10 protein-coding genes and 3 tRNA genes are annotated in these 17,699 nt (G+C 73.7%); 4 read left to right on the top strand and 9 right to left on the bottom strand.

All coding sequences use genetic code 11. The features are described from left to right. Window positions 1-76: 76 nt before the first annotated feature. Genes ABD269_RS15750 through ABD269_RS15735 form a run of 4 tightly spaced genes read right to left on the bottom strand, consistent with a single transcriptional unit; the run spans window position 77 to window position 5,695 of the window. Window positions 77-2,137, bottom strand: coding sequence for an ArnT family glycosyltransferase (locus tag ABD269_RS15750; protein ID WP_425572900.1), 2,061 nt, complete (start codon window positions 2,135-2,137; stop codon window positions 77-79). After that, a complete protein-coding gene (locus tag ABD269_RS15745; protein ID WP_344118387.1) occupies window positions 2,134-3,402 on the bottom strand; it encodes a bifunctional glycosyltransferase family 2/GtrA family protein in 1,269 nt (422 codons plus the stop codon). Before ABD269_RS15745 ends, ABD269_RS15750 begins: the two co-directional genes overlap by 4 nt. 50 nt (window positions 3,403-3,452) lie before the next feature. Next, window positions 3,453-4,904, bottom strand: a complete 1,452-nt coding sequence (locus ABD269_RS15740; RefSeq protein WP_344118386.1) for a sensor histidine kinase — start codon at window positions 4,902-4,904, stop codon at window positions 3,453-3,455. 50 nt (window positions 4,905-4,954) lie between these two features. Continuing rightward, window positions 4,955-5,695, bottom strand: coding sequence for a response regulator transcription factor (locus tag ABD269_RS15735; RefSeq protein WP_344118385.1), 741 nt, complete (start codon window positions 5,693-5,695; stop codon window positions 4,955-4,957). Between the two features lie 124 nt (window positions 5,696-5,819). Between ABD269_RS15735 and ABD269_RS15730 the strand changes: the two genes are divergently transcribed. Further along, window positions 5,820-6,704: a TIGR03620 family F420-dependent LLM class oxidoreductase gene (locus tag ABD269_RS15730; protein ID WP_344118384.1), complete on the top strand. Its 885-nt coding sequence runs from the start codon at window positions 5,820-5,822 to the stop codon at window positions 6,702-6,704. Window positions 6,705-6,768: 64 nt separating this feature from the next. On the opposite strand, the gene ABD269_RS15725 is transcribed toward ABD269_RS15730, so the two are convergent. The 3 genes from ABD269_RS15725 to ABD269_RS15715 all read right to left on the bottom strand — a co-directional run bounded on the left by ABD269_RS15725 (window position 6,769) and on the right by ABD269_RS15715 (window position 7,287). Then, window positions 6,769-6,842, bottom strand: a tRNA-Met gene (locus ABD269_RS15725). A 48-nt stretch (window positions 6,843-6,890) separates the two neighbouring features. After that, a tRNA-Arg gene (locus ABD269_RS15720) sits at window positions 6,891-6,963 on the bottom strand. A gap of 233 nt (window positions 6,964-7,196) precedes the next feature. Beyond that, window positions 7,197-7,287, bottom strand: a tRNA-Ser gene (locus ABD269_RS15715). Between the two features lie 269 nt (window positions 7,288-7,556). Between ABD269_RS15715 and ABD269_RS15710 the strand changes: the two genes are divergently transcribed. Both ABD269_RS15710 and ABD269_RS15705 read left to right on the top strand, forming a co-directional pair. Then, a complete protein-coding gene (locus tag ABD269_RS15710; protein ID WP_344118383.1) occupies window positions 7,557-8,000 on the top strand; it encodes an SSI family serine proteinase inhibitor in 444 nt (147 codons plus the stop codon). A gap of 224 nt (window positions 8,001-8,224) precedes the next feature. Further along, window positions 8,225-12,397, top strand: coding sequence for a PAS domain-containing protein (locus tag ABD269_RS15705; protein WP_344118382.1), 4,173 nt, complete (start codon window positions 8,225-8,227; stop codon window positions 12,395-12,397). 381 nt (window positions 12,398-12,778) lie between these two features. On the opposite strand, the gene ABD269_RS15700 is transcribed toward ABD269_RS15705, so the two are convergent. After that, on the bottom strand, window positions 12,779-13,627 hold the full coding sequence (locus ABD269_RS15700) for a catalase (RefSeq protein ID WP_344118381.1): 849 nt from the start codon (window positions 13,625-13,627) through the stop codon (window positions 12,779-12,781). A 157-nt stretch (window positions 13,628-13,784) separates the two neighbouring features. Here ABD269_RS15700 and ABD269_RS15695 point away from each other — a divergent pair, with 157 nt between their 5' ends. Next, window positions 13,785-16,472 carry an AAA family ATPase gene (locus ABD269_RS15695; protein WP_344118380.1) on the top strand — a complete coding sequence of 896 codons (2,688 nt, stop codon included), beginning with the start codon at window positions 13,785-13,787 and terminating at the stop codon, window positions 16,470-16,472. Window positions 16,473-17,162: 690 nt separating this feature from the next. Here ABD269_RS15695 and ABD269_RS15690 read toward each other — a convergent pair. Continuing rightward, complete coding sequence (locus ABD269_RS15690) at window positions 17,163-17,594, bottom strand: cupin domain-containing protein (RefSeq protein ID WP_344118379.1); 432 nt, start codon at window positions 17,592-17,594, stop codon at window positions 17,163-17,165. Between the last annotated feature and the right edge of the window lie 105 nt (window positions 17,595-17,699).

Raw genomic sequence — 17,699 nt, 5'->3', positions numbered from 1 at the left:
GGCCCCCCTTGTACGGTGTACGACTGGCTGTCGTCGTACACCGTACAAGAGTCGCTCTACGCTGTACAACAGCTTTTTATCGGGCCTTCGTCAGGTCGTAGAACGTGGCCGTGCCGACCGTCACCTTCGTGAAGTGCGCCGCGACCCAGGACGAGATCTCCGCCGAGTACCCGCGCGCCTCGCGGCCACCGCCCTGACCTCCCCGTTCGCCGCCCAGGCCGCCGCCGCGCGACTCCCCGGAGGCGATGAACCAGTGCACCTTCCCCGCCTTCACGTACGCCTGGAACTGCCGGAGCGTCGGCGACGGGTCGCTGCCGTTGAAGCCGCCCACGGACATCACCGGCACCTGCGTGGCGAGTTGGTAGCCCGCGGCGTTCTGCGAGCCGACAGCGGCCGCGGCCCAGGTGTACTTCCCGGCGTCCTGCTTCAGCGCGGCGGCCGCCGCGGCGGACACCTTCTGGCCGCCGAGCAGCCCGCCCATGCCGCCCGCACCACCGGGCCCGCCCGGCCAACCTGCCCGGCCGGCGTCACCGGTCCGCCCACCGCCGGGGCCACCGGGGCCGCCGGGAGCGCCCGTGCCCGGGAAACCGATCGGCCGCTCGCCGCCCGGCTTCCCCGGCCGGGAGCGCGCCCCCTGCCCGAAGTGCCCGCGCGCGCCCGCCGGTCCGGCCGTCACGATCGACCCGCCGTGCGCGCTGTTCACGGTGTTCAGCGTGTACGCGAACGGGGCCGCCAGCGCGCTCCCCACCGCCAGCGCCACCGCACCCCGCGCGAACCCCTTGCCCGTCCGCCGTACGAGCAGCAGCGCACCGCCCGCGAGGACGCCCGCCGCGAGCACCGCCCACTTCAGCCAGGGCAGCCAGTGCGGGGTGCGGTCCAGCAGTACGTACGCCCAGCCCGCCGTGCCCACCGTCGCCAGGGACAGCAGCGCGTGTGCGCGGCGCTCCCACGCCAGGGCCGCGCCCATGGCGACGAGGGCGGCCACGTACGGGGCGAGCGCGACGGTGTAGTACTCGTGGAAGATCCCGGACATGAAGCTGAAGACCGCGAAGGTCATCAACAGGGCACCGCCCCACGCGAGGAACGCGGGCCGCCGCCCGTCGTCCCCCGGCCGTCGCGCCGCGCGCCGCAGCAGCCACAGACCGGCCACCAGCAGCACCAGCGCGGCGGGCAGCAGCCAGGAGATCTGGCCGCCCGTGGAGGCGTTGAACATCCGGGTGAGCCCCGTGTCCCCCCACCGGCCGCCGCCCGGGCCGCCGCCCCCGCCGACGCTGCCGGTCTCGTTGCCGTTGATGCGCCCGAGGCCGTTGTAGCCGAAGGTCAGCTCCAGGAAGCTGTTGTGCTGCGAGCCGCCGATGTACGGGCGGGAGGACGCGGGCCACAGCTCCACTGCCGCGACCCACCAGCCGCCCGACACCACCAGGACCAGTCCCGCGAGCAGCAGTTGACGCACCCGGCGCAGGGGCGCGGCCGGTGCGCAGAACGCGTACAGCACGGCGAGGGCCGGAAGGATCAGCCACGCCTGGAGCGTCTTCGTCAGGAAGCCGAGACCGAAGCAGAGCGCCGCGAGCAGCAGCCACCGCGTGTGCGCACCCTCCAGCGCGCGCAGCACACAGGCGACAGCGCACACCATCAGCAGGCAGAGGAGCGCGTCGGGGTTGTCGAAGCGGAACATCAGCGCGGCGACGGGAGTGACCGCGAGGACCCCGCCCGCCAGCAGCCCGGCCGCCCGGCCGAAGGACCGGCGTACGGTCGCGTACAGCACCCCGACCGTGGCCACCCCCATGAGCACCTCGGGCACCAGGATCGCCCACGAGCTCAGCCCGAAGACCCGCACGGACAGCCCCATCGGCCAGAGCGAGGCGGGCGGCTTGTCGACGGTGATCGCGTTCGCGGCATCGGACGACCCGAAGAAGAACGCCTTCCAACTGGCGCTGCCCGCTTGCGCGGCGGCGGCGTAGAACTGGTTCGCGTAGCCGGACTTGTCGAGCCCCCAGAGGTAGAGGAGGCCGGTGGCGAGGAGCAGCGCGCCGAGCGCGGCACCGTGACGCCTGCGGCGTGAGCGTTCTTCGGGGGTCTGGGGGCTTGCCCTCAGTTTCGGGAAGGGGCGGGACAGGGGAAAAATGCCGGCACTCAACGGACGCTCCCAGATTGATCGTTCAACGCAGGCGCAGGCGCAAAAACCCACGCCCGCAGCAGCAGAAAGCGCAACGCCGTAGCCGCCAGATTGGCCGTGATCAGCACGGCCACCTCCGCTCCGTGGGAGTGAGGACCGCTTGTCACGTCCAGAGCCGCGAGCGAGCCGCTCGTCAAGGCGAGTCCGATCGCGAAGACCACGAGACCCTGCGCCTGGTGGCGGATCGCGCGGTCCCGCCCCCGCACCCCGAAGGTCAGCCGCCGGTTGGCCGCCGTGTTGGCGATCGCGGACAGCAGCAGCGCCGCCGCGTTCGCGGTCTGCGCGCCCGTGCCCGTACGGAAGAGGGCGTAGAGCGCGAGGTAGAAGCAGGTGCTGACCGCGCCGACCAGGCAGAAGCCGACCGCCTGCCGGGCCAGTCCGCCCGGCACGCCCGGCACCGCCCGGTCGCGCGGGTCGTCGCCGAACGGGCGGCGCAGCCGGTCCAGCGGCAGCGCGCCGGTGGCCAGCGCGCGCCCCACCCGCCAGACGCCCCGCAGGTCGTCGGTCGCCGTCCGGACGATGTGCACGGAGCTGTCCGGGTCGTCGACCCAGTCGACCGGCACCTCGTGGATCCGCAGCCCCGCCCGCTCGGCGAGCACCAGCAGCTCCGTGTCGAAGAACCAGCCGGTGTCCTCGACCAGCGGCAGCAGCCGTTCGGCGACGTCCTTGCGGATGGCCTTGAAGCCGCACTGCGCGTCGGAGAAGCGGGCGGCGAGCCCGGTCCGCAGGATGAGGTTGTACGCGCGGGAGACGAACTCCCGCTTCGTGCCCCGCACCACCCGCGAGCCGCCCGCCAGCCGCGACCCGATGGCGAGGTCGGAGTGGCCGGAGATCAGCGGGGCGACGAGCGGGAGCAGCGCGTTGAGGTCGGTCGACAGGTCGACGTCCATGTAGGCGAGCACCGGCGCGTCCGACAGCGACCAGACGGTGCGCAGCGCGCGCCCGCGCCCCTTCTGCTCCAGCCGGACGGCGGTGACCTCCTCGATGGAGTCGTCGAGGAGGGCGGAGACCTCGGGCGTGCGGTCGGTGCTCGCGTTGTCGGCGATGGTGATCCGGAAGGCGTACGGGAAGGTGTCCGTGAGGTGCGCGTGGAGGCGGCGTACGCACCGCTCCAGGTCGTCCTCTTCGTTGTACACGGGGATCACGACGTCGAGCACCGTCGCGGCCCGTTCTGCGGACAGCGGGACGCGCGCCGGGAGGGCCGCGCCAGGAGGTGGCTGGGTCATGCGCCGACCCTTCCGGTCCCCGCTGTCCCGGCCGTGTGGTCAGCCTGTGATCACCCTGTGAAAGGCCGTGCCCGCGTGGGCAGTTCGACGGTGAAGACCGTGCGGCCGGGCGCGCTGTCCACCGTCACGCGCCCGGCGTGCGCCGCGACGACCGCGCGGACGATCGCGAGGCCGAGGCCGGTGCCGCCGGCCGCGCGGGAGCGGGAGGCGTCGCCGCGCGCGAAGCGTTCGAAGACGTGCGGGAGCAGCTCCGCGGGGATGCCCGGCCCGTCGTCCTCGATCTCCAGCACCACCCGCGGCCCCCGGTCGCGCACCCGGGCGGTCACGGTGGTGCCGGGCGGCGTGTGCGTACGGGCGTTGGCGAGGAGGTTGACCAGCACCTGGTGGAGACGGGCGGGGTCGCCGCGCACCTCGGCGGGTTCCGCGGGCAGGTCCAGGCGCCACTTGTGGCCGGGCCCGGCCGCCCGCGCGTCGCTCACGGCGTCGACGGCGAGTGGCGACAGGTCGAGGTCGGCGTGGGCGAGCGGGCGCCCGGCGTCGAGGCGCGCGAGCAGCAGCAGGTCCTCGACCAGCCCGGTCATCCGGTGCGCCTCGGACTCGATGCGGCCCAGCGCGTGCCGGGTCGCGGGCCCGGTCTCCTCGCTCCCCCGGCGGGTGAGCTCGGCGTAGCCGCGGATGGAGGCCAGGGGCGTGCGGAGTTCATGGCTGGCGTCGGCGACGAACTGCCGGACGCGCGTCTCGCTCTCCTGGCGCGCGGCCAGCGCCGAACCGACGTGCCCCAGCATCCTGTTGAGCGCCGCCCCGACCTGCCCGACCTCCGTGCGCGGGTCGGCCTCGGCGTCGGGGACCCGCTCGTGGAGGGCCACCTCGCCGCTGTGCAGGGGCAGTTCGGAGACCCGGGTGGCGGTGGCGGCGACGCGACGCAGCGGGCGCAGGGCGATGCCTACGTTGGCGGCACCGGCGATGCCCGCGGCGACGAGCCCCGCGGCGGTGACGCAGACCTCCACCAGGACGAGCGTGTCGAGCGTGTCCTGCGCGGCGGCGGTGGGGATGCCGACGAGGTAGGACATCGTGCCGTCCCCGGAGACGACGGACATCGCGCGGTAGTCGCCCCGCTCCGGCAGGTCCAGGTCGTGCGGCCGCCCGTCGCGGGCGAGCCGGTCGAGGGCGGTGCGCTGCTCGTCGGTGAGCGGGTCGAGCACGGGCCGGGGAAAGCCGGTGGCGCTGACGGCCGCGTCCGCCAGCCGGCTGCCCTCGGTGACCGCGCCCACGGCCCCGATGGGCTGCCCGCCCGAGCGCAGGAACCCCAGCGGATCGGTGTCGTACGGATCCGTGAACCGATGCCCCCCGGGCGGCCCGGCAGCCCGCCGCGCGACATCCTTGAGCTGCGTGTCCAACTGCCCGTAGAGGTAACTGCGCAGCACGATGGTGGTGACCGTCCCGATGACCGCGCAGACGACGGCGACGAGCACGACAGTGGAAACGACGAGCCGCGTCCGCAACGACCGAGCGCGCTTCTTCTCCCGGGACCGGGGAAAGAAACCGCGCACCCTCACACCACGGCCGGCTTGATCAGGTACCCCACCCCGCGCCGCGTGTGAATCATCGGCTCGCGACCGGCGTCGATCTTCCGCCGCAGATACGAGATGTAGAGCTCCACCACATTCGCCTGCCCCCCGAAGTCGTACGACCACACCCGGTCCAGGATCTGCGGCTTGCTGAGCACCCGCCGGGGATTGCGCATCAGGAAGCGCAGCAGCTCGAACTCCGTCGCCGTCAGGTGGATCTCCGTGCCGCCCCGCGACACCTCGTGGCTGTCCTCGTCCATGACGAGGTCCCCGACGGTGAGCACGCAGTCCGCGCGCGGGGCCACCGTACGGGCGCGCCGCAGCAGGCCGCGCAGCCGGGCCACGACCTCCTCCAGGCTGAACGGCTTGGTGACGTAGTCGTCGCCGCCCGCCGTGAGCCCGGCGATCCGGTCCTCGACGGCGTCCTTGGCGGTGAGGAACAGCACGGGGACGTCGGAGTGTTCGCGCCGCAGCCGCCCGAGGACGGTCAGTCCGTCCATGTCGGGCAGCATCACGTCGAGGACGACGGCGTCGGGCCGGAAGTCGCGGGCGGCGCGCAGCGCCCCGGCGCCGTCGGCGGCGGTCCGCACCTCCCACCCCTCGTAGCGCAGGGCGAGGCACAGCAGCTCGGCCAGCGGTGCCTCGTCGTCGACGACCAGCACCCGTACGGCACTTCCGTCGTCGTGGAGCAGTTCCGTTCGCGCGGCAGGCGAGATCGAGGTCATACGGGTGATCCTGAGGGAGCAGGCTGAGAGGCTTCTTTCGGCTCCCTGTGATTCGTCTGAGAATCCGCGGTGCCCCTTCCGTACGGTGGGGAATATGAGCAATCACCCTCCGGTTGACGGCCCCATGGCACCCATCACAGAGCTCGGCAGGATCGGCGTCTGGAGCAACGAACTGCGGCAGGACGACCCGGGCCGGCTCGGTGAAATCCGGTCGGCGGCCGCGGAGTTGGAGGAGCTGGGCTACGGCACGCTGTGGATCGGCGGCAGCCCGGACGTCACCCGCGCGGCGCACGTGCTGGAGGCGACCGGGCGGGTGAGCGTGGGGACGAGCATCATCAGCATCTGGCAGCACCCGGCCGCCCGGATCGCCGCCGCGTACGCCGCCCTCGCCCCCGCCCTGCGGGAGCGGTTCGTCGTGGGCCTGGGCGTCAGCCACCGCCACATGGTCGAGGGGTACGCGCGCCCGTACTCCGCGATGACCGCGTATCTGGACGAGCTCGACGCCGCCCCGGGCGGTCCGCCCGCGGGACGGCGGATGCTGGCCGCGCTCGGGCCCCGCATGCTGCGGCTGGCCCGCGACCGGGCGGCGGGGGCCGTGCCGTACCTCGTCACCGCCGAGCACACCGCGCAGGCGCGCGAGCTGCTGGGCGGGGGCGCGCTGCTCGCCCCGGAGCTGAAGGTGGTCCTCGACGACGACCTGGACCGCGCCCGGCGGTCGGCCCGCGACTACCTCTCCTTCTACCTGCCGATGCCCAACTACACGAACAACCTGCTGCGGCTCGGCTTCGAGGAGCGGGACTTCGAGGGCAACGGCAGCGACCGGCTGCTCGACGCGGTCTTCGCGCTCGGCGACGCGGCGGCGGTCCGCGCCCGGGTGGACGCCTTCCTCGCGGCGGGCGCCGATCACGTGGCCGTCCAGGTGGTCCTGGACCCGGCCCGGCGCAGGACGGGCGAGCTCCCGCTCGCCGAGTGGCGCGCCCTCGCCGGGGCGCTGCCGCTGACCGGCTGACCGGCCGCGGCCGGAAAACGCCGCAGGCCCGGCACTCCGAAGAGTGCCGGGCCTGCGGTCTTAGTAGCGGGGACAGGATTTGAACCTGCGACCTCTGGGTTATGAGCCCAGCGAGCTACCGAGCTGCTCCACCCCGCGACGGTCGAAAGGCCGGTTCCAACAAAAGTGGCACCGGTCTCTCGGCTGTGCGCTCGGCAGGATTCGAACCTGCAACCTCTTGATCCGTAGTCAAGTGCTCTATCCGTTAAGCTACGAGCGCTCGGCTTCCCGGCGGTTTTTCTTGCCGGTCGGCGTTGCGTGGACAACATTACATGAACTCCGCCGCGACGCGAAATCCATTACCCACATGCAGGATGACCTGCGAAAACACCCCTCCGGCAAGATCACGGACAGGGCCCTGGAGCCCTCGGTGATCACCTTCCCGGCACAGCCTGCCGCCGGGAAAGCAAGAAGCCCCGGCCGTCTCGGAAGACGGCCGGGGCCACACACAAGCGGAGGCGGAGGGATTTGAACCCTCGATGGGATTTAAGTCCCAAACCGCATTAGCAGTGCGGCGCCATAGACCGGACTAGGCGACGCCTCCACGCTCACCCGCGCAGGCGCGAGTGGTGCTTGCAGATGATGACACAGCCTTGCGGTCGGCCACCAATCGCTCCCTACGGTACCGGGCACTCACCGGCTGGGGCAAAGATGTTTCCGGCGCGCAACGCGTTGCGTTCTCGGGCGTTAGAGGGGTGAAGGGTCCGGTCGGGCCCTTCCGGCCCGCCGGCCGCGCCACCGGCCCCCCGGTGCGCACGCCCGTCCCCCGGTCGTCCGGCTGCCGTGCTCCCGTCGTCACCCTGGAGTTTTCGCATGCTGCTCCGCAGGCTCGCCCTCACCGCCGCCGCACTGGCCCCCGCGCTGCTCGCCGCCCCCGCGGTCTCTGCGGCGCCACTCCCGCTGCCGCAGCCGGGGACCGGCGGCGACCACCTCACGGTGACCGTCACCGAGGCCGGGCACCTCGACGGACGGTTCGAGCTGTACTGCCACCCCGCCGGCGGCACCCACCGGCACCCCAAGGAGGCGTGCGAGCAGCTCGACAAGCAGACGCACTGGGGCAAGGACCTCTTCGCGCCCGTGCCCAGGAACCAGATCTGCACGATGATCTACAGCGGCCCGCAGCGCGCCCATGTCTCCGGCCGCTGGGCGGGACGGCCGGTGGACACGGACTTCAACCGGACGAACGGGTGCGAAACGGCGCGCTGGAACCGCTTCTCCGAGCTGCTCGGCAACCCGGAAGTCTCCGACGAGGACTGACAGAAGAGGCATGTCCGGCCTGCGGCGGGACGCCCCGCAACGGCCCGGGGGCGACCGGACGGCGGCCGGTCCGTGCGCCCCGCCGCACGCGTCATCCGCCGTCGCGCCCGCCTCCGCAGCCCGTAGACTTCCCCTCAGTGACACGCCAGGAGGGGCGCCGGAGAAGCGCGCTGCCCGTCCGGCGCAGTCTGCAAGGTTGCGGTATCCAGGGAGGAAGCGTCGTCGTGAGCAGCAGGCCATCCCGAGGCGCTGCTCGCCTCGCAGCCATACTCGATGCCCTCCCCGACGCCTTGTTGCTCGTCAACTGCAACGGCACGGTCGTCAACGCCAACCACATAGCTCTGGAGACCTTCGAGGTCCCCGGCACCGGCCTCGTGGGGCGCGGACTGCTCTCCCTGCTGCCGGACTTCGACTCCCGGCGCATCCCCGGTTCGATGCGGCTGCCCGACAGCGACGACGGCCGCACCAAGCCGACGCGGATGATCGCGCGGCGCACGGACGGTTCGCAGTTCCCCGTCGAGGTGACGAGCGCCAACCTGGAGGACGGCCGCACCCCGTACGCCGACCACTCCTCCTACACCGGTGACGAGCTGCTGATGCTCGTAGTCCGCGACCTCACCGGGACGCTCGACACCGAGGCCGAACTCGCTCGCCAGCAGCGCCAGACGGAGATGATCCTGCGCGCGGCGGCCGAGGGCGTCGTCGGCGTCGACATCGCGGGCAAGGTCGTCCTCGTCAACCCCTCCGCCGCGCAGATCCTCGGCTACCGCGCCAGCGACCTCGGCGGCCAGGAGCTGCACCCGCTGATCCACCACTCCCGCGGGGACGGCACGCCCTTCCCGTACGAGGAGTCGCCGATCGCCGACACCCTGCGGTCCGGGCGCAAGCACCGGGTGCGCGGGCAGGTGCTGTGGGCGAAGGACGGGCGCGCGGTGCCCGTCGACCTGACGACCGCGCCCGTGCGCGACGGCGACCAGCTCGTCGGCGCGGTGATGACCTTCACCGACCGCCGGGCCCACGACGCGCTGGCCGCCCGCCACGCCCAGCTGCTGGCCGTCCTGGAGACGTCGCTGCGGGGACCGCTGGAGCAACTGCGCGGCGAGCTCGGCACGCTGGCCGACGACCCGGCCGGACAGCTGTGGCCCGAGGCGAATCAGATCCTCCATCACCTTTCGGCCGGATACGCCCGGATGTCGACTCTTGTCGACAATGTCCTGGCCTATCAGCAGCTGGACGCGGGCGAGACCAAGCTGACCAAGGAGGCCGTCCCGCTCGACGAGGTCGTGGCGGCCGGTGTCGAGGGTGCGATCGAGCTGATCGGTCCGGGGCGCGCGCAGTTCGCGGTGCACGCCCCCGCGATCGAGGCGGAGGTCGACGCGGAGCGGTTCGCGCAGGCGCTGGCGCATCTGATCGCCGATGTGGCGGGCGTCGACGCCACGGGCAACACCTCCGCCCCCGCCGCCGCTTCCGGCTCCGGGGATTCGACGATCGTCGTCGCGGCGGCACAGCGCGGCGAGGTCGTGCGCATCGAGGTGCGCGGCCCGTACGCGGGTGGCGACCCGGTCCACGGGCCGATCGTGCGCGGCATCGTCCGCGGGCACGGCGGTGTGCTCCAGGCCCATGACATGCCGGGAGCGGGCGGCAGCGCCTACGTCCTGGAGGTCCCGGTCTCCGCGGAGGCCGGGCCGGTGACCGCCTCGCCCGAGCGGTGGGCGGCCATGGACACGATGAACGCGACGACGGTCATGCCGGTGCCCGCGCAGCGGGCCCGTGGCACGGCGGCGTCGCAGCCCCCGTCCGGGGCGAACGCCGAGGCCGAGGGCGCCGGGGAGCAGCCCGAGCCCCAGCCGACCGGGCGGCGCCGGGCGCGCCCCCGCGCCGACGAGGAGCAGGCCGTGGCGGCGGAGGGCCGCCACGGGCGGAACGGCGCGCCGGGCCAGGGCACCGAGGGTGCCGGGCTCGTGCCGCCGCAGGGCACGCCCGCGCCGACCGGGCGGCGCGCCCGGCGGGAGCAGCGGCCCGCGGAACCCGAGGCCCCGCGCACGGCCTTCGCGCTGCCGCCCGCGGAAGCGGACCGCACGCCCGACCCCACGGCCCCGGCCCCGACCGGCCGCCGCGCGCGGCGAGGCGTCACGGAGGCGCCGGAACGCCCCATCCCGGGCCAGGCCAACGCCGAACCGGACCTTCCCCGCACCGCGTTCGCCCTCCCCCCGGCCCCGGCGACGCCGCCGACCCCGCAGGCCCCGCCGACCTCGCCGGCCCCGTCTGCCGAGGAGAAGGGCTCCCCGGCCGACACTGCCGACCAGCGGCAGGACGTGGCGGCCCCGCCGGCTCCCGAGCTGGGCCGGACCGCAGCGTTCGTGTCCGGGAACGGCGACACCGCGCCGCCCGCCCCGCAGACTCCCCCGGCACCGGCCCCCAAGCCCGCGCCCACGGCTCCGCCGGGTGCACCCCACCAGGGCGGAACCGCGGCCTTCCTGGCCGGAGGCGGCGACACCGCGAGCAGCCCGGACGCAGCCCGGCCCGAGCACCCTTCCACCCCTGGTGCCATCGCCATGCCCGCGGCTCCGGTGCAGCCGGGTGGCGGCGCACCGAGCGGTCCCGCACCGAGCGGACCCGCGCCGTACGCCCCCGAGGGCGGCACCGCGGCGTTCCTGGCCGACCCGGTCCAGGGCCCCGCACCGTTCGCGGTGGCAGGCGGCCCGAACACGGCGGACGCACCGCACCCGGTCCGTCCCGAGGCGGGCCCCGCGCATCAGGGCCAGCCTGGAGGCCACCCCGCACCGGGCGGTACGACAACAGCGGCTGCCCCGCAGCAGGATCAGCCCCGGACGAACCCGGCGCCGGTCGACGCGGCCACGCCCGCGGTTCCGGGACGCCCGGGCGCGCACCCCGCACCCGGCAACGCCAGCTCACCCGTTGAGGGCGCTCCCGGGCACACGGGCGCCCACCCCACCGCTCCGCACCAGGACCGGGCCGAAACCCGCACCGCGCCGACCGGACCCGCTCCGTACGCCGCGCCCGGCGGTACGGGACAGCCCCCGGCGCCCGCCCCGGCGGCGAGCGCACCCGTCGACCCGGCCGCCGCGGCCGTGAGCAGGGTGCAGCAGCAGGCGCGCCCCGTCGTCGCGGCGAGCGAGCCCGACGGCGCCGCCACCGCCATGGACGACACCCCGCACCAGGGCCTGCCCAAGGTGACCGGCGGCGCGCCGTACGGTTCCGCGCACCCTCAGGACACGGACGCGCCCGGCGGCGAGGTCCGCCCCGGCGGCGCCGCGCACCCGGATCCCCACGCGGACGCCGCCGCGCCCACCGGCCGCCGCCGCGCGCGGCGCGCGCTCGCCGAGGAGCCGGGGGCGGCCGCGCCACAGGGCGAGGCGGCCCGGCCCATCAGCGTCCGCATGCTCGGCCAGGGGCCCGGCGCCGGTGAGACGCCCCCCGGCGGCACGCCCGTCGGCTCGGGCAGGCGCCGCAAGCTGGGCAACCCCTCCGAGGAGGAGCGCCAGACGCCCACCCCGTCGGCCGCGACCGCCCGCCCGCAGTCGCCCGGCGCGCCGCAGGGCCGCGCGTTCGCCATAGGGGCTCCGGACGAGGGCTCGGAAGGACCCGAGCCGCTCGACGGCCCCAACGGCGCGGTCGAGGTCGTCAACACGCCGCGCCCCCCGATGGACGACGAGCTCCCGCCGGAGCCGCTGGACAACCCCCGCCGGCTCCTCGTCTGGCCCGCCCCCGACGCCTCCACCCAGACGGCGCTCACAGAACGCGGCTACCGCCCGGTCATCGTCCACTCGCGCGAAGAGGTCGACGCGCAGATAGCGGCATACCCGGCCGCCCTGTTCGTCGACCCGCTGACCGGCCCGATCACCCGGACCGCCCTTCAGTCGCTGCGCGAGGCTGCCGGTGCGGCGGAGGTCCCGGTGCTGGTGACGGCCGGCCTGGGGCAGGCGGCGAAGGAAGCGGCGTACGGAGCGGACCCGGCCGTCCTCCTCAAGGCCCTCGCCCCGCGCGACAGCGAGATGCACCCCTCCCGCGTCCTCCTGATCGAGGAACAGCAGGAGATCGCCGACGCCCTGGCCGCGACCCTCGAACGACGCGGCATGCAGGTCGCCCACGCGGCCACCGACGCCGAAGCGGCCACCCTCGCCGCCGAACTCCGCCCGAACCTCGTCGTCATGGACCTCATGCAGGTCCGCCGCCGCCGCGCAGGCATCATCGACTGGCTCCGCGCAGGCGGCCTCCTGAGCCGCACGCCGCTCGTCGTCTACACGTCAGCGGGCATGGACCCGACGCAACTGGCGATGCTCGCGGCGGGGGAGACGGTGCTTTTCCTGGCGGAACGCTCGACGAGTGCGGAGGTTCAGGGGCGGATCGTGGATCTGCTCTCGAAGTTGGGCTGATCGGGGTGCGGGTCCGTTGCGCCTGCGGCGGGGCGCCCTGCGGGCGCGGCCTCAAGCGCCGGCCGGGCTGGGTGTGGGGTTCTTCGCCGTCGCTGACGGGCGGGGGCGTGCCGCTCCGGGGTAACACGGGACTGCTTCGCTTTACGTCCCGCGTCACCCCTGCGCGTCCCGCCCCCTCACGCCGGTGGACGGCATCAACCCCGGGAGGGTGCTTGGGCTTCGGGGTGCGAATTCAGCCCGTCCGGCGTTTGAGGACGCTCCCGAAGGGAGCTCCCGCCGCAGGCGGCAACGGCGGGACAGCCGGGGGTCCGGGGCACGAGCCCCAGTTTCGGGAAGGGGCGGGGTGGGGGAAAACCCCGCCGCTGGGGGCACCTCCCAGCGCTAGCTGGGGGAGCCAGCAACCCGCACGCCGAACAGATCATCCCGCGGCGCCTCAAACCCCAGCGGCAGCCGCAACGGATCAAAGTCGGGTGACTCACCCACCCCCACCCCATCCAGCATGAGTTCCCCAAGCTCGGCCATAAGACCAGCCCCCGAAGCCCACAACCGCGTCGGATCATGCAACACCCCCAAATCCTCCGCCCCGGCAAACCGCGCGACCAGCCGAAACCCCGAAGGCAGCCGCCCCGCGAGCCCCCGCGTCAGATAGTCCGCGGGCCGGCCGAGCGCTTCCTCGCGGGAGAGCGGGGCGAGAGGCCACCAGGGCTCCCAGCTGAGGCGCGCCCACGTCGTCCGCCCGTCCTCGTCCACCAGCCCGAACGTGTGCACCGCGTGATACGTCACGCCCGTGAAGCTCTCCGCAGGCAGCGCATCCTCGGCGAGAGCCATGGCCGTGGCCGCTTCCGGATGACGTCCGAAGAAATCGGAAACAGCCGCAGCATCACCGGAGTTGGTGGCCCGCAGGAATTCGAGCATGCCCAGTACGTTGCGGACGGCGAGGACAGGCAGGGTGGAGGCCAGGAGGTCCATGTCCTGCTCGGCCCCGACGTGGAAGCGGACGGCGAGCCCCTGATCGCCGAAGCCACCAAAACCGCCGAAGCCACCGACCGCGCTGGAGAAGCGGACCGTCACCGGCACCGACGGCCCGGCGAAGAGCGCCGCCGCGCTGAGCTCACCCGCCTCGGCGGCCGGGGTGAAGCGCCCAGTGGCCAGAACACCGCAGGAGGCGTCACCGCGGACCGCCGCGGCCACGTCGTCGAGAAGGGAATCGGCAGATGCAAGGGTGCGCATGCCGGGAACGCTAGGGCCGGGGCGCGCAGAGCGGATCCGTCACCGTATCCGTACCCCCCACAACGGAATTGGATATTCCGCCCCGTGTCGGCCGTGACATTCCCCATGGATTTCCATACCTGGGATGTGAGATGAGCCCTTATAAAATCTCCGTCAAATGACGCTGTACGGACGGCACCAGGAACAGACAGAGCTCGACCGCGTCCTCACCGGGGCGCGCGAGGGCACAGGGGCGGGACTGGTGCTCTGGGGGGACCCCGGCATCGGCAAGACGGCGCTGCTGGAGTACGCGACCGCCTCCGCCACCGACTTCACCGTGCTGAGCTGCCGTGGCACCCGCATGGAGTCCGGGCTCGCCTTCGCCGCGCTGCACGAACTGCTGTGGCCCGTCGTGGACCGCATCGGCGCCCTGCCCGCACCGCAGGCCGCCGCGCTGCGCGGTGCGCTCGGCCACAGCGGTGACGTCCCCGACCGCTTCCTCATCGGCGCCGCCGTCCTCACCCTGCTCTCCGAACTCGGCGGCGAACAGCCGGTCCTGCTGGTCGCCGACGACGCCCAGTGGCTGGACGCGCCCACCGTCGAGTGCCTCTGCTTCGTCGTGCGCCGCCTGCGCACCGAGCCCGTCGCCCTGCTCCTCACCTCCCACGCCGACCCGGCCACCGGCCCCTGGGCGCAGCTCCCCGCGCTGGGGCTCGGCGGACTCGACGACACCGACGCGCGCCGGCTCGCGGCGGCCGCGACGCCCTCGGCCGGGGAGCGGCTCCTCGCCCGTACGGTCCGCACGGCGGGCGGCAATCCGCTGGCCCTCCAGGAGCTGCCGGGCGCGCTGGAGGCCGCCGGGCCGTCCGCACCCGGTGAACGCGTCGCCGTCGGGCCGCGGTTGCGGCGCGCCTTCAACGCCCGCGTCGAGGCGCTCGGCCCCCGCACCCGCACCCTGTTGCTGCTCGCCGCCGCCGAGGAACGCGGCGAGCGCTGGGCCCTGCGCGAAGCGGCCGACACCCTCGGCGTCGGCACGGCCGCCTGGGACGAGGCGCTCCGCCACGGCCTCCTCGACACCCACGGCGACCGCGTCCGCATCCGCCACCCGCTCGTACGGACCGTGGTCTACGAGGAGGCGCCCTTCACCGAACGGCAGGCCGCGCACCGGGCCCTCGCCTGTGTCCTCGCCGGAGCCGGTGAGGACGCCGACGAGCTGCGCGCCTGGCATCTGGCCTCCGCCTGCGACGGGCCCGACGAGGACGTCGCCGCGCTCCTGGTCGCCGTCGCCGACCGGGCCTGGGCGCGCGGCGGCTGCGCGTCCGCCGCGCAGATCCTGCGGCGCGCCGCCGAGCTGTCCCCCTGCCCCGACGGGGCGGCGGTCCGGCTGGCACGCGGTGCGCGCGCCGCGTGGGAGGCCGGACAGGTGCCCGCGGCAAGGGAGTTGCTGGCGAGGGCGACGCACCTGTCCTCCGAGGACGCCGTCGCGGAGCTCAGCGGCGGACTGCGCGGACTGATCGAGTTCGGGTACGGCGACCAGAGGACGGCCCACCGCCACCTCATGCGCGACGTGCGCGCCGTCTCCCGGCCCGGGAAGAAGCTCGAACTGGCCACCATGGCCGTACGCGCCGGCTGGACCGCGGGCGCGCCCGCCCTCCACGCCGCCGCCCTCGACGTCCTCGCCACCCTCCCCGACGTGCCGCCCCTCGTCGGCTGGTGGCGCGAGGACGGCGCCCCGCCCGCCCTCACCGAGGACACCGTCGCCCGCCTCGGCGCCAGTAGCTGGCGCCTCATTCCGCCCGCGTCGCTCGGCGTGGCCTGGGGTGCGGAGGAGGCCCTGGCCGAGGCGTTCCGGCGGAAGATCGCCGAGTTGCGGCGCACGGACGCGGCCACCGCCATCGTCCTGACCGTGCCGCAGACCGCGTCCCTCGACGCCGTGCGCGGCCGGTGGGGCGACGCCACCGCCGAAGCGACCGAGGCCCTGTGCCTGGCCGAGGAGATCGGCGCCGATCACGCGGCCACGCAGTGCCGCAGCGTCCTGGCCTGGCTCGCCGCCCTGCGCGGCGACGAGGAGACGGTCACGGCCCAGACCGACCGCACGCTGGAGATATCCGTGCCACGCGGCATACGGGCCCTCACCGCCGCCGCCCACTGGAGCCGCGGCCTGGCCGCCCTGCAGGCCGGGCGCGCGGACGAGGCCCTCCAGTGGCTGTCCCGCATCTCGGAACCGGGCCACGCCGCCGCGCACGGCACGTTCGCCCTGCTCGCCGCCGCGGACACGGCCGAGGCGGCCGTACGGGCCGACCACCCGGACGCCGCCCTCCCGCACGTACGGCTGCTGACCCGCTGGGCCGACCGTACGGGCACGGCCTGGGCGAAGTCCGCCGCGCACCGCTGCGAGGCCCTCCTCACCGAGGACCCGACGGCGAAGAACTCCCACTTCCTGCACGCCCTGGACGGCCGCCCGGCCCGCCCCTTCGAACAGGCCCGCACCCGCCTCCTCTACGGCGAATGGCTCCGCCGCGTCCGCCGCCGCACGGAGGCCCGCATCCAACTCGCCGAAGCAGCCGAGACATTCCGCCGCCTGGGCGCCCCCACCCTCCTGGAACGCGCCCTCCACGAACAAGAACTAACCGGCCAACAACTCCGCCGCTCCCCCACCCCCGGCATCTCCCTCACCCCCCAGGAACTCCGCGTGGCCCGCCTGGCGGCGGAAGGCCTCACGAACCGCGAAATAGCAGCCCAACTCCTGATCAGCCCACGGACAGTGGGCCACCACTTGTCGAACGTCTTCCCCAAGGTGGGGATAACTTCCCGCGCGGATCTGGCGCGCGTGGACTTCGACAACGGCTTGCGCTTGACGTCGTAGTAGGCACCTGGTTGTGGGCAATCGTTCCGCAGGGCGGAACGGGTGGGCACAACCCGACCACCGGCCCGCAGCCGGGGGTCTGGGGCGCGAGCCCCAGTTCGGGAAGGGGCGGGGTGGGGGAAACAAAAGGCGGCACCCCTCAGAACGCATCGCGGATCGATCACCGTATCGATCGATGACCCGTTCCCATGTGCGACATCTCGCAACCACAGAACTTCCCACAATTCAGCGTGAGTTGAGACCGATACGGGATAGCGTGTCCCGTGGCGCCCCCGAGCGGGCGCCCCCCTTCAAGGAGGAGCCGACAGTTGTCGGGCTTCGCGGAGGGCCCGGACAGCCGGGTTCCTCCGGAGCGGCCACCGGATCTTGGCCGCGTAATGAAAGGGGGGCGTCCGATGACAGGACGCCACCGGAAGCCGTCTCTGCGGGAACGGATCGCTGCGGTGATCCGGGAACTGTGGAGGTGGTCGCGAGGGAAGTGACCGGAGGCTTGAAGGATAAGCCTCCGGCCGGAACTTGCTTCCGGTTGGCCCTCGCTGCGGATACCGGTCCGTGGCGGGGGCCTCTTCAACTACATCCAGCCGCCGAAATCCGGCGACGACCAGACGCCTCCCAGCCTAGCGCGCACACATCCCGCCCGGGCAACCTTCAGCGCAACAGAGTGTCGCGGCCACCCGCCCACAGACCGGCTCAGCCCACCCCCACCACCAGCAAGCCGAGCCGCGATTCCAGCCAAGCCGGCAGATCCAGCAGCTGGACCCCCTCCTGCTCCTCCGGATCCGTCCGCGCGACCACGCACACCATGTCCTCGGAACCGCTGTTCACCGGCATGTGCGGGGTATCCGCCGGGATGTGGATGTAGTCGCCCGCCCCCAGCACCACATGCTCGGCCAGCCCCTCCCCGTGCCACACCTCCACCTGGCCCGATTGAATGAAAATGGCCGATTCATGGCCCTCATGAAGATGCGGACGCCCCCGGGTACCCGCAGGCATCACCAGCCGGTGGAGGCACAGCCGCTCCGCCCCCGCCGACTGAGCACTGATGCCCGCCCCGAACGTACCGCCCTGGATGCCCTCGTACTCTCCGGTACGGACCACCGTGCACTGCTTCTGATCAGCCATGCGCGCAGTACAACAGCCCCTCCGAAGCCCTGGATCACTTCTCGCCAGGCACAGCACACCCGTGCGGGCGAACTTTTCTCGTATAGGGCTTGCGAAGCCCTGGGC

Origin of the sequence: Streptomyces blastmyceticus, from assembly GCF_039521185.1 — a bacterium.
Lineage (GTDB): Bacteria > Actinomycetota > Actinomycetes > Streptomycetales > Streptomycetaceae > Streptomyces > Streptomyces blastmyceticus.
Note: the sequence above shows the minus strand (reverse complement) of the source record. Positions and strands in the feature narration are given on the sequence as shown.